Raw genomic sequence first — 13,657 nt, 5'->3', positions numbered from 1 at the left:
AAGATCTAGGTGGCCATGGCGACGGGGCCCACCCCTTTCCATTCCGAACAGGGAAGTTAAGCCCGTTTGCGCCGATGGTACTGCCACACCAGGTGGGAGAGTAGGTCGCCGCCTTCCTCAAGCCCTCCTTAGTCAGCAAGACTTCGGAGGGTTTTTTTATGCCCTAAATGTAAATGCCACCCACTCTATGGCAATACAGCCCATAAAAAACTCCCGACGGTTGCCCGTGGGAGTTCTCCAAATAGTTACCTGTTTTGATTGTTATACTCTCGGTAAGTCCCCTTCTCCTTTTAAAGGCAAACTCGATTCACCCATTAAATATAAGTCAACATGGTGAGCGGCTTGCCTTCCTTCAGAAATAGCCCATACAATTAACGATTGTCCTCTCCTTTGATCTCCAGCGACAAAAACTCCTGGGACATTGGTTTTATAATCCTTAACAGAGGCCTTAATGTTAGTCCTGGGATCCATTTCCAATCCCAACTGATCAGCAATTGTGGTTTCCGAGCCGGTGAACCCTAAAGCTAACAAAGCTAAGTCACATTCCCATTCTTTTTCCGTACCCTCCACTTCTTTTAATACGGGGCGTTGACCAGGAACTTTTTCCCAAACTACCTCAGAAGTAACCAAACCTTTCAGGTTGCCCTTGTCATCTCCAACGAACTTTTTGGTTGATATGCTGAATACACGTTCAGCACCTTCTTTATGGGAAGTACTGGTGCGCAATCTCATGGGCCAAAAAGGCCAAGGTTGTTCTTTGGGGCGTTCTGGTGTGGACTTGGGCATAATTTCAAAATTGGTCACGGAAACGGCACCATGACGAATAGAAGTTCCTATGCAATCCGAGCCGGTATCACCACCACCGATGACAATCACTTTTTTGTCTTTAGCGGTCAACTCTTCACCTTCATACGGAATACCATCAACCTTTCTGTTGTTTTGAGGAAGGAAATCCATGGCCTGGACCACACCTTTCAAATCGGTGCCAGGAATAGGGAGTTGCCTTCTTACAGTGGCTCCACCGCAAAGTACGACGGCGTCATACTCATTTTGAAGGTCACTTGCTTTGACATCAATACCTACGTGTATGCCAGTTTTGAATACAATTCCTTCCTTTTCCATAACGTCAAGGCGTCTGTCAATGACGTTCTTTTCCATTTTGAAATCGGGGATGCCATATCGCAGTAAACCTCCGATTTTTTCATCCCGTTCCAATATGGTAACAGAATGTCCTGCCCTGTTCAACTGTTGAGCAGCAGCTAATCCAGCGGGGCCGGAACCAACAACGGCTACCTTTTTTTCTGTTCTTTGGGCAGGTGGGTTTGGTTGTATCCACCCATTTTTAAAAGCGGTCTCCACGATGTTCTTTTCAATATTTTCGATGGAAACGGGATCTTCATTAATACCTAAAACACAGGCCTCTTCACATGGAGCCGGACACAACCTTCCTGTAAACTCTGGAAAGTTGTTGGTGGAATGCAATATTTTAGTCGCTTTTTCCCATTTTCCCTGATAAACGGCATCATTGAAATCAGGAATCAAATTGCCTAGGGGACATCCGCTATGACAAAATGGAATACCGCAATCCATGCAACGGGCACCTTGGTCTTTAAGCTCTCCTTCTTTTAACGGAAGTGTAAATTCCTTATAGTTTTTGATTCTCTCTTTGACAGGGGCATAGGCTTCATCCTTTCTGTCAAATTCCATAAATCCAGTCGTCTTTCCCATGGCTCAAATTATAAGGTTTGTAATTTTTCTTTTTCTAATCGAATCAATGCTTGGCGGTATTCTTCAGGGAACACTTTGATGAATTGAGGGAGACATGCTTCCCAATTTTCCAAAATTTCCTGAGCCAATGGACTCAAGGTTGTATTATAATGATTTTCTATAAGTTGTCTTAGTTGTGTAATGTCGTTGTCTTCTTCAACAGCCAATAAATTTAGTGTTTCACCATTGCATCTTTTCTCGAAAGTTTTATCCCTATCGTAGACATATGCAATTCCACCACTCATACCAGCTCCAAAATTTCTTCCGACAGAACCTAGGATAACAGCAACGCCTCCGGTCATGTATTCACATCCGTGGTCTCCAATACCTTCCACAACGGCCTGTGCTCCAGAATTCCTCACGCAAAAACGCTCACCAGCTTTACCATTAATATAAGCTTCACCAGAGGTCGCACCATAAAGCGTCACGTTTCCAGTAATTATATTTTCTTCAGGTTGGATTGTGGAACTATCTGGAACTTTTATAACCAGTTTGGCTCCAGAAAGTCCTTTGCCTAAATAGTCGTTGGTGTTTCCGTTGACTACCATGGTAAGCCCTTTAGTGGCAAAGGCACCAAAACTCTGTCCAGCGGAACCGGTAAAGTTCAACTTTAAAGTATTGTCGGGTAAGCCGTCAGCACCATAAATTTTGGAGATTTCATTACTTATGATAGACCCAACGGCTCTGTCGGTATTATAGATTGGGAAATCCAAAGTGGTTTTTTCCTTTCTAAAAAGTGCTGGGTGCGCTTTAGCTATAATATCAAACTCAATGGAATCTTCAATATGATGTTTCTGCTCCTCAGTATTGTAGAATTTCGTTCCTTTTGGCACATCTACTTGATAGAGGATTGGACTTAGGTCGATTCCTGCAGCTTTGTAGTGCTCGATGGCTTTTTTTCTGTCCAATTTCTGAACTTGTCCTACCATCTCATTTACTGTTCTAAAGCCTAATTTGGCCATAATCTCCCTCAATTCTTGGGCTACGAAATACATGTAGTTGACCACATGTTCGGGCTGACCCTTGAATTTTTTACGAAGCTCTGGATTTTGTGTGGCGATTCCCACTGGACAAGTGTTCAAGTGACAAACCCGCATCATAATACAACCTGAAGCAACCAAAGGTGCAGTGGCAAAACCGAATTCCTCAGCTCCTAACAAACAAGCAACAGCTACATCACGACCAGTTTTAAGCTGTCCATCACATTCAACAACCACTCGATTTCTCAAATCATTTAACACAAGGGTTTGTTGCGCTTCCGCAACCCCCAATTCCCATGGAAGTCCGGCGTGTTTCAATGAAGTTAATGGCGAAGCTCCAGTACCACCGTCAAAACCTGAAATTAGAATTACGTCAGCTTTCGCTTTAGACACACCAGCGGCTACAGTGCCTACTCCAACTTCGGATACCAATTTTACATTAATCCGAGCATCCCTATTGGCCGATTTTAGGTCATAAATCAATTGGGACAAATCCTCGATGGAATAAATGTCGTGGTGTGGGGGTGGCGAAATCAATCCTACATATGGGGTTGAGTTTCTGGTTTTGGCGATTGCTGGGTTTACCTTTGGTCCTGGCAATTGCCCACCTTCACCTGGTTTGGCCCCTTGAGCCATTTTTATCTGAATCTCTTGGGCACTGGTTAGATAGTTGGAAGTTACCCCAAATCTACCAGAAGCAACCTGTTTGATGGCGCTGTTTTTCCAGTCGCCAGTTTGATTTTTATAGAAACGAGCCGAATCTTCACCACCTTCACCTGAGTTGCTCTTTCCTCCGATTCGGTTCATCGCAATCGCAAGATTTTCGTGGGCTTCTTTACTGATACTTCCGTACGACATGGCTCCTGTTTTGAATCGTTTTACGATTTCGGTCCAAGGTTCCACTTCTTCGATTGGAATAGGGTCATAGTTTGAAAATTCAAACAACCCCCTGATGGTCATCAGATTTTTGGATTGCTCGTTGACCAATTCGGCATACTCTTTATAAGTATCCGGCTCGTTATTGCGTACCGATTTTTGTAGTTTGGCAATGGTCAATGGGTTGAACATGTGTTTTTCCCCATCCCTTCTCCAACGGTACTCTCCACCAATCTCAATATCAAGACTGGCCGCTAATTCCTGTGCTTTGAATGCCTTTTTGTGGCGTTTGGCTACCTCCTTTTCAATCTCATACAAGCCAATTCCCTGAATACGTGTTGGGGTATTTGGGAAATATTTGTCCACTACCTTGGTATTGATGCCAATGCATTCGAATAATTGGGAACCTCGGTATGAATTCAATGTTGAGATTCCTATTTTGTTCATCACCTTCAAAATTCCTTTCCCAATGGCTTTGTTGTAATTCTTAATAGCCTCTTCAAAGGTGTATTCGGTGATATCGTTTTCTTCGATTTGTTCTCCAATAATCTCGTTGACCAAATATGGGTTGATGGCGCTTGCGCCAAATCCAAACAGCAATGCAAAATGATGTACTTCCCTAGGTTCCGCAGACTCTACAATGATGCTTAATTTGGAGCGCTTACGAAGCTTTCTAAGTCCGCTGTTTACGTAAGAACAGGCCAATAAGGCTGGAATCGCAGCCATTTCAGTGCTCACCATTCTGTCTGAAAGAATAATGATGTTGGCACCTTCATCAATAGCATCTGAAGCTTGCTGTAAAATGGAATCAAGCGCTTCCTCAAGTCCATTATGTCCTTTGGTAATTTCATACAGGATTGAAATGGAAACTACCTTATAATCTGGACTGGCATCGTGATTTTTTATCTTGTCTAAATCCTCCTTGGAAATAACCGGATTTTGGATTTTCAACTTTCGACAATGAAGTTCATTGGTTTCGAAAATGTTTTGATCACTTCCCAAGGTTAAACTAATATCGGTTATCAACTCCTCGCGAATTCCATCAAGAGGTGGATTGGTTACTTGCGCAAACAATTGTTTGAAATAGTTGTAGATCAACTGTGGTCGCTCTGACAAAACAGCAATGGGTGTGTCTGACCCCATGGAGCCAATGGGTTCTTTGCCGTTTTTGGCCATAGGGAGAATAATGGTATTAATATCTTCCAAGGTGTACCCAAATGCAGCTCTTCGGGTTTCCAAAGGGAATTCACCATAGAATACCGGACAATCGTTGTATGGAATGTCACGAAGGTGTACCAAATTGTTCTTCAACCATTTTTTATAGGGATGCTTTTTTGCAATGGATTCCTTGATTTCCTCATCATTTACAATACGCCCCTCTTCCATGTTTACCAAGAACATCTTTCCTGGTTCTAGTCGACCATGGAACTCAATATCTTCAGGTTGAAGGTCTACAACCCCAGTTTCTGAAGACATGATCACATATCCTTTTTTGGTCACGGAGTATCTGGATGGTCTTAGGCCGTTTCTGTCCAAAACGGCACCAATGTAATTTCCATCGGTGAAAGGAATGGAAGCTGGACCATCCCAAGGTTCCATTACACAAGAATTGTATTCATAGAATGCCCTTTTGGATTCGGACATTTCTGTATTCTTTTCCCAGGCTTCAGGTACTAGCATCATCATTACCTCGGGCAAGGAACGTCCTGTCATCAATAAAAGTTCTACCACCATGTCCATACTGGCCGAATCAGATTTACCTGGCAGTACTATAGGAAGAATTTCTTTGATGTCTTCGCCAAACCAATCACTTTGTAGGAGCTCCTCTCTGGACCTCATTCGGGAAACATTTCCTCTTAAGGTGTTAATTTCACCATTATGACACATATATCTAAAAGGCTGTGCCAAATCCCAAGTTGGGAATGTGTTGGTAGAGAATCTTTGGTGTACCAAGGCCAAACGGGTAACAACCCTTGGATCTAAAAGATCTTTATAATATCTACTGATGTCTTGAGGAACCAAAAGCCCCTTAAAGATTATAATCTTAGTGGATAAACTAGGTAGATAGAAGAACTGACTTTGTGAAAGTTTGCTGCTGATGATTTGATGCTCCGTGATTTTACGTGCTATAAAAAGCTTTAAATTGAATTGGAAATCATCTAAGTCGTTATCCTTGCCTATGAAAATCTGCTTTACAAAAGGTTCGGTTTCGGCGGCAATTCTTCCAGGAACTGACTTGTTCACTGGAACATCTCGCCACCCTAAAAGTTTTAGGCCTTGAGATTTTATGTTTTCTTCGAGCTTTGAAATACAAAACTCACGTTGGTTCTCCTTTTGTGGAAGAAATACATTACTTACTGCATATTCACCAGCGTCTGGTAAATTGAAATCACATTCGGCAGTAAAAAAGTCGTGGGGGATATCGATTAAAATTCCGGCACCATCTCCAGTTTTACCATCCGCACTAACAGCCCCTCGGTGTTCGAGTTTGTCAAGAATTTCGAGAGCTTTATGGATAATGTCATTGGATTTGATTCCTTTTAGGCTACAAATAAAACCTGCACCACAGTTATCATGTTCAAATTCGGGTAAATATAAACCTTGTTTCTCTAGCTTCATCATTGTGATATTTCCTCAAAAATATCATTTTAGATGTATTAATTATAAGGTTTTCAATCAATTGCAATTAATTCATCAAGGTTTGGATTGAAGGCTTAAAAAATATGTAAAATGAAAATTTCAACAAGGCTTCATTGTGATTATCACAAAATGACGGATGGATGGTTACGATTAACCATTGTTTAACAGGGGGTGTACATTAAAATTATTCGTTTTTTTTAAATTAAAAAAAGAAATGTGAAGGGTATAATTAAAAACCAAAGCATTTTTAATGAAATAACCCCTAATATTCAGGGGGTTTTACTATTTAAAATGATTCTAATCCTTTAAAATACTTCTTGAGATGACTATTTTCTGTATTTCTGAAGTCCCTTCGTAGATTTGAGTGATTTTAGCGTCACGCATGAATCGCTCCACGTGATAGTCTTTGACAAAACCGTTGCCGCCATGTATTTGTACTGCTTCTACGGCTGTATCCATGGCTACTTCAGAGGCATATAGTTTAGCCATCGCACCGGAAAGCGTATAGTCGTTGCCCGCGTCCTTATCGCAAGCGGCTTGGTAAACTAAGTGGCGAGCAGCTTGGATTTTGGTATGCATATCGGCAAGTTTAAAGGCGATGGCCTGATGATTGGCTATTTCTGTACCAAAGGCCTTTCTTTCCCTGGCGTATTTTTTGGACAGTTCGTAAGCTCCAGCGGCAATACCCAAAGCTTGGGCTGCAATGCCAATTCTACCACCGGCCAAGGTTTTCATTGCAAATTTAAATCCAAAACCATCTTCACCAATTCTATTTTCTTTTGGAACCTTTACGTCGGTGAACAACAAAGAGTGTGTGTCACTTCCACGAATACCCAGTTTGTTTTCCTTGGGTCCGATTTCGAAACCCTCCATTCCCTTTTCAACAATAAGGGCATTGATGCCTCTGTGTCCCTTTTCAATGTCGGTCTGGACGATAACTAGAAAAACCTCGGCGATTCCACCATTGGTAATCCAGTTTTTTGTACCATTTAATAAATAATGATTTCCTTTGTCCAAGGCTGTTGTTTTTTGCGAGGTCGCATCGCTTCCTGCCTCTGGTTCAGAGAGGCAAAACGCCCCGATGATTTCTCCAGAGGCCAGAGGAGTAAGGTGCTTTGCTTTTTGCTCTTCTGTTCCAAAAGTTTCCAGCCCCCAACAAACCAACGAATTATTGACTGAGACCATTACAGAAGCTGAAGCATCCACTTTGGAAAGCTCTTCCATGGCGAGCACATAGGCTAAAGTGTCGAGACCGCTTCCTCCATAGTTTTCATTGACCATCATGCCCATAAAGCCCTGTTCCCCCATTTTTTTTCTCAGTTCTTCTGGGAATTTTTGGGCATCGTCGCGTTCAATTACTCCGGGTAATAACTCGTTTTGGGCAAAATCCCTGGCAGATTGTTGAATCAGTAATTGTTCTTCGGTAAGTGTAAAATCCATAAAATTGAGAAATAGATAAAAACAGACTACAAATATAGCTTTATGGTGTGATATTTTTAAAAAACATAAACAAAAAGTGAGAATGATTTAATATTGTACTAAACAAGTTGAAGGGAAGTAGGTTTGAAACTTTTTTAAATAGAAGGTTATGTTTAAAAATTCATTTTGAATATCTTTAGCGCATACTGCTACAGAATAAAATAATCGACTAACTAAATAGCCAACTCACATGGAAACTCTTCTTATTGTCATCTTTGTAATTGGATATCTTGCCATTACTCTTGAACATAACCTCAAAATAGATAAACTTATCCCAGCGTTGGCCATGATGGCCATTTTATGGGCCTTGATGGCTTTTGGGATTGATAGTTTTACGACTTGGTTCGATTCGGGGAAGCATGCCTTGATGGAAGGCTTTGGCAATCTCGGACATGAAGATAAAATGTATATGTTGGAGGAAACTTTGCTCCATCATTTGGGTAAAACCTCCGAGATTTTGGTGTTCCTGTTGGGTGCAATGACGATTGTCGAAATCATTGATTATTTTGATGGCTTTGCGACCATTAAAACATTCGTAAAAACCAAAAGCAGAAGGAAGATTCTTTGGATTTTTGCATTTCTGGCGTTCATTCTCTCCGCTATCATAGACAATCTTACCGCTACCATTGTCTTAATATCCATCTTGCAAAAGATTGTAAAAGACCGAAATGTAAGAATATGGTACGCCGGCCTTATCATTATTGCTGCTAATGCTGGTGGTGCATGGTCTCCAATTGGGGATGTAACTACCACAATGTTGTGGATTGGTAATAAGGTCACGACGGCAAAACTTATTGGTTACCTGCTTATCCCGTCGCTGATTTGTATGCTTGTTCCTACGTTCATAGCATCTTTTTTGCCAGCTTTCAAAGGAGAAATTGAAACAGAGGACGATAATGGTCCGAAGTCCAAATTTGGCCCCACAATGCTTTATTTAGGATTAAGTGCCATTGTGTTTGTTCCTATTTTCAAGACCATTACCCATTTACCTCCATATGTGGGGATGATGCTGTCTTTAGCGGTTGTGGCTACATTTGCAGAGATATACAGTAGTTCTAAAATAGCGATTTCGTCTGTGGATATAGAGAGTGACGCTGAATCTCATCATAGTCCTGTTCATAGTGCATTAACTAAAATTGAACTTCCCAGTATTCTGTTTTTCCTTGGAATTTTAATGGCAGTGGCTGCGTTGGAATCACTCGGACTGTTATTTAATTTTGCAGAGGGATTAAAGCAAAACATTAGCTTACAGGGTACCGAAACTGCGGGAACTGAAGTTTCAGATTTAGTGGTCATCATCTTAGGTATTGGATCAGCTATTATTGACAACGTCCCCTTGGTGGCAGCGAGTTTAGGAATGTTCTCTGAGCCCATTGATAACCCATTGTGGCACTTTATCGCCTATTCCGCAGGAACAGGTGGTAGTATGTTGATCATTGGCTCGGCTGCAGGTGTTGTTGCCATGGGAATGGAGAAAATTGACTTTTTCTGGTATCTGAGAAAAATAGCTTGGCTGGCATTCCTTGGATTTATTGCAGGTGCCATTTGCTTTGTCATTATGCGATATTTCTTCTAAAAAATACTTTAGCTCAAAAATCTCCGTTATTATTGCAACTTAAATTGGGGATTTTATATGATTATTTTTCAAGATTTAGAAGAAGGGGCCGAATTGGGCGCATCCATTTCGGAAGAAAAGACTCTTTCCGTCATTGATTTGATTGTAAATGGCGGTACTGGTAGTATTGTAATTATAATGGTACTTTTTGTGCTTCTTTTTGTGGCACTGTACATTTATTTTGAACGTATCTTCGCAATTAAGGCGGCCTCCAAAATTGATAAAAATTTTATGAACCAGATTCGTGACCATGTCATGAATGGTAAGCTGGATGCTGCAAAGTTGCTATGCGCCCAAACCGATTCTCCGGTAGCGCGTTTAACGGAAAAAGGAGTATCAAGAATTGGAAAACCTTTAGATGACATCAACACAGCAATTGAAAATGCTGGTACCTTGGAGGTTTATAAACTAGAGAAGAACGTTAGCGTATTGGCCACCGTCGCAGGTGCTGCTCCAATGATTGGGTTCTTAGGAACCGTAATTGGTATGATTTTGGCATTTCATGAAATGGCTAGTAGTGGAGGACAAGCAGAAATGGGGTCATTAGCTTCGGGAATTTATACAGCAATGACCACAACAGTAGCTGGATTGGTAGTTGGTATTATTGCGTACATTGGATACAACCACTTGGTAAACCGTACAGACAAAGTAGTTCATAAAATGGAAGCCAATGCGGTGGAATTTTTGGATTTGTTGAACGAACCGATTTAAGAATCTCTAGATGAAACTGAAAGGAAGAAATAAGGTAAGTCCGGAGTTTAGTATGTCATCAATGACGGATATTGTGTTTCTGTTGTTGGTGTTCTTCATGCTAACATCAAATGCTCCTAATGCATTGGATTTGCTGTTGCCCAAAGCAAAGGGCAAATCTACCAACACACAAAATGTTTCGGTCACTATTGATAAGAATTTGAAATATTTTGTGAATAATGAACAGATTAATAAAGAATACATTGAAATTGAATTAAAAAAAGCACTTGAAGGGCAAGAGAAGCCTACAATTATCCTAAGGGCGGAGGAGAATGTGGCCATCAAAGAAGCGGTCAACGTTATGGATATTGCCAATAGGAACAGTTACAAGGTTATCTTGGCCGTGCGGCCAAAATAATGGCATTTTTAGACACGAGACACAAGAAAAAATCCTTTACGCTTACAACACTTCTGTTAAGCGTGTTATTGCTATTACTTTTTTACATTGGGTTGACTTACATGGACCCACCTATTGAAAATGGTATTGCCATCAATTTTGGCACTATGGATTTTGGTAGCGGCAAGGTACAACCTAAAGAAAAAGTACGTTCGGAACCTAGAAAGGTAGAACCAAAACCGGTTGAGAAAGTCCAGGAACAGGTGCAGCCAAAACAAACAGCTCCTGAAGAGCCCGTAGAAAAAGTATTGACCAGTAATGATGAAGAAACCATAAAAATCAACCAACAGAAAGAGGCTAAGCGAAAAGCGGATGAGGCTGCAAAAAAGGCAAAAGCTGAAGCTGAGCGCATTGCACGCGAGAAAAGGGAGGCCGAAGAACGTAAGAGAAAAGAGCAAGAGGCAAAAAAGAAAAATCTTGATGCCCTAATCGGTGGAATCGGAAAATCTGATGGTAAAACCACGGGTAGCGAAGGTGATGATAATAGAGATGGAGATAAGGGAAATCCAGAAGGTGACCCTTATGCGACCAGCTATTATGGAAGTCCTGGAAGCGGTAGTGGAACCGGAGGATATGGCCTTAACGGACGTTCATTGGTCAGTAAAGGAAAGGTGCAGCAAGAATGCAATGAAGATGGACGTGTAGTGGTTAGAATAGTTGTGGATAGAAATGGAAAAGTCATTCAAGCCACCCCTGGTGTTAAAGGAACAACAAATAATGCTCCTTGCTTGTTGGAACCAGCAAGAAAGACCGCATTTTTGCACAAATGGAATCTAGATTCCAAAGCTCCGTCCCAACAGATTGGTTTTGTAGTTGTCAATTTTAAGTTAGGTCAATAGTCCATGACTTATCAAGAAACTTTAGATTGGATGTTCGAGCAACTTCCAATGTATCAGCAAAAAGGTGCTGAAGCCCTTAAGCATAAGTTAGATAACATCCTTCTGTTTTCTCAAGTGCTTGAAAACCCACATGAAAAGTTCAAAAGTATTCATGTAGCAGGTACCAATGGTAAGGGGTCAAGTAGTCATATGTTGGCTTCTATACTTCATGAGGCCGGCTATAAAGTTGGATTGTATACATCCCCACATCTTAAAGATTTTAGGGAACGGATAAAAATTAACGGAAAGCCGGTTTCCGAAAAGTTTGTGGTGGAATTCATTAAAAATCACAAACCCTTTTTGGAAGAGCACGAACTCTCCTTTTTTGAAATGACAGTTGGAATGGCTTTTTCCTATTTTGCTAATGAAAATGTTGATATCACTGTCATTGAGGTTGGTTTAGGAGGAAGGTTGGATTCTACTAACATCATCATTCCGGAGGTTTCGCTTATTACCAATATTGGTCTGGATCACACGCAGATTTTAGGAGATACTCTAGAAAAAATCGCTTTGGAAAAGGCTGGGATTATTAAAAGAGGAATTCCAGTTGTAATCAGCGAAACACAACCTGAGACGGAAGGGATTTTTAACATCATGGCTGCTCAAAAGGGATGTAAGATTGTTTTTGCGGATCAGGTCGAATTGGGCGACTATAAAACTGATTTATTGGGAGATTATCAAAGAAGGAATGTGAAAGGAGTGGTGGCTGCAATTAAAGAATTGAAGAATTTAGTTGTTACCGAAGAATCTATTCGTGATGGGCTTCGAAACTGTGTAAAGAATACCGGTATTTTAGGCAGGTGGCAAATTTTAGGTGAAAGCCCAAAGATTGTATGTGATACAGCACATAATAGAGAAGGACTGAAGACTGTCTTGGAGCAAATAGAAAACTGTTGCCCTGAAAAAGTGCACTTTGTGCTGGGTTTTGTTAATGACAAAATTTTGAGCGAGGTTTTGGCCCTTTTCCCCGAAAAAGCGGAATATTACTTTGTAAAACCAAACATCCCAAGGGGTTTGGAGGCAGATGCGTTATGGGAAAAAGCACAGGAACATGGATTAAAGGGAGAAGTTTTCAGTGCTGTTAAGAACGGGCTCGAAGCAGCTTTGTCACAAGCAGAACAGGGCGATATTGTGTATGTAGGAGGTAGTACCTTTGTCGTGGCTGAAGTAGTTTAGATATTTTGTCTTTTTTCTTTTTGCCAAACAAAAAATGATGCTATATTTGCACTCCCATTTAGAAAATGAAATGGGCGCGTAGCTCAGTTGGTTCAGAGCACCTGGTTTACACCCAGGGGGTCAGGGGTTCGAATCCCTTCGCGCCCACAGATAAAACCTCAGCATTTGCTGAGGTTTTTTGTTTTTAAGACTCTCACTGAAATTTCTTTCTTGCTTTTATTTGGAAAAAGTGAACGGAACATCGATATTTCTTTTGATTTTCCTTACATTAATTGTAGGTTGCTGTTGTTTTGTTTGACTACATGAAAAAAATCTACCTCACCACTCTACTTGGCCTTGTTCATTTCTTTTTATCGGCCCAAACGGAATTTGTTACCACTTGGAAAACGGATAATCAAGGAACCTCAACGGATAACCAAATTGCTATTCCAACTTTTCCCGGAGAAACTTACAATTATTCGGTGGATTGGGGAGATGGAAATTCTGATAACAATATAAATGGTGGCATCACACATACTTATGCTGCTCCAGGAACCTATACGGTTTCGATTACTGGTGATTTTCCAAGGATATATTTTAACTTTTTAGGGGATAATGAGAAACTTTTGACGATAGAACAATGGGGTGATATTGCTTGGAGTTCTATGGAAGCGGCATTTGCGGCTTGTCTAAATTTGGATGTGTTGGCCTCAGATGCTCCAGATTTAACCAATGTGACATCCATGAAGGATATGTTTAACAGTTGCTCTTCCCTTCTGGGTAACAATTCAATGAATAATTGGGATACGCGAACAGTCACTGACATGTCTTTACTTTTTGCTTCAACAAACAATTTCAATGCAGACATTAGTAATTGGGATACTTCCAATGTCATAAAAATGAACGGAATGTTCATCATGAATGACGTTTTTAACCAACCGATAGGTGCATGGAATACATCTAATGTTCAGAATATGGCCTCCATGTTCAATATGACAGGTAGTTTTAATCAAGATATAAGCAACTGGGATGTTGGTAATGTTACCAATATGTTTGGAATGTTTGAGGATTCTCAGGTTTTTAATCAGCCATTGGATGGTTGGGATGTATCCTCTGTGAC

General features: G+C 40.8%; 9 protein-coding genes, 1 tRNA gene and 1 rRNA gene. 8 read left to right on the top strand and 3 right to left on the bottom strand.

Annotated elements, in window-relative coordinates:
• Positions 1-5: 5 nt before the first annotated feature.
• Positions 6-117 (top strand): 5S ribosomal RNA (rrf, locus tag E4661_RS01975).
• A 144-nt stretch (positions 118-261) separates the two neighbouring features.
• Here rrf and E4661_RS01970 read toward each other — a convergent pair.
• The 3 genes from E4661_RS01970 to E4661_RS01960 form a co-directional block, all read right to left on the bottom strand.
• The gene (locus tag E4661_RS01970; RefSeq protein WP_136465132.1) at positions 262-1,728 is read right to left on the bottom strand and encodes a glutamate synthase subunit beta; all 1,467 of its coding nucleotides are present in this window, start codon (positions 1,726-1,728) and stop codon (positions 262-264) included.
• Positions 1,729-1,736: 8 nt separating this feature from the next.
• Positions 1,737-6,242 (bottom strand): glutamate synthase large subunit, encoded by a 4,506-nt coding sequence (gene gltB, locus E4661_RS01965; RefSeq protein ID WP_136465140.1) that lies wholly within the window; start codon positions 6,240-6,242, stop codon positions 1,737-1,739.
• Between the two features lie 318 nt (positions 6,243-6,560).
• Entirely contained in the window at positions 6,561-7,703 is a 1,143-nt protein-coding gene (locus tag E4661_RS01960; RefSeq protein ID WP_136465131.1) for an acyl-CoA dehydrogenase, read from the bottom strand.
• Positions 7,704-7,932: 229 nt separating this feature from the next.
• Here E4661_RS01960 and nhaD point away from each other — a divergent pair, with 229 nt between their 5' ends.
• The 7 genes from nhaD to E4661_RS19250 all read left to right on the top strand — a co-directional run.
• Entirely contained in the window at positions 7,933-9,318 is a 1,386-nt protein-coding gene (nhaD, locus tag E4661_RS01955; protein ID WP_136465130.1) for a sodium:proton antiporter NhaD, read from the top strand.
• Positions 9,319-9,375: 57 nt separating this feature from the next.
• A complete protein-coding gene (locus tag E4661_RS01950) occupies positions 9,376-10,068 on the top strand; it encodes a MotA/TolQ/ExbB proton channel family protein (RefSeq protein WP_136465129.1) in 693 nt (230 codons plus the stop codon).
• Positions 10,069-10,078: 10 nt separating this feature from the next.
• Positions 10,079-10,465, top strand: a complete 387-nt coding sequence (locus E4661_RS01945; RefSeq protein ID WP_136465128.1) for an ExbD/TolR family protein — start codon at positions 10,079-10,081, stop codon at positions 10,463-10,465.
• Entirely contained in the window at positions 10,465-11,343 is an 879-nt protein-coding gene (locus E4661_RS01940) for an energy transducer TonB (protein ID WP_136465127.1), read from the top strand. Before E4661_RS01945 ends, E4661_RS01940 begins: the two co-directional genes overlap by 1 nt.
• A 3-nt stretch (positions 11,344-11,346) precedes the next feature.
• Positions 11,347-12,558, top strand: a complete 1,212-nt coding sequence (locus E4661_RS01935; RefSeq protein WP_136465126.1) for a bifunctional folylpolyglutamate synthase/dihydrofolate synthase — start codon at positions 11,347-11,349, stop codon at positions 12,556-12,558.
• A 72-nt stretch (positions 12,559-12,630) separates the two neighbouring features.
• Positions 12,631-12,705 (top strand) — tRNA-Val (locus E4661_RS01930).
• A 155-nt stretch (positions 12,706-12,860) separates the two neighbouring features.
• The coding region (locus E4661_RS19250; RefSeq protein WP_205728913.1) for a BspA family leucine-rich repeat surface protein at positions 12,861-13,657 on the top strand (797 nt) is incomplete at its 3' end.

This window comes from Flagellimonas onchidii, assembly GCF_004804315.1.
In the GTDB taxonomy this organism is placed as follows: Bacteria; Bacteroidota; Bacteroidia; order Flavobacteriales; family Flavobacteriaceae; genus Flagellimonas; species Flagellimonas onchidii.
The sequence above is the reverse complement of the archived record's forward strand: the minus strand, read 5'-3'. Positions and strand labels throughout refer to the sequence as shown.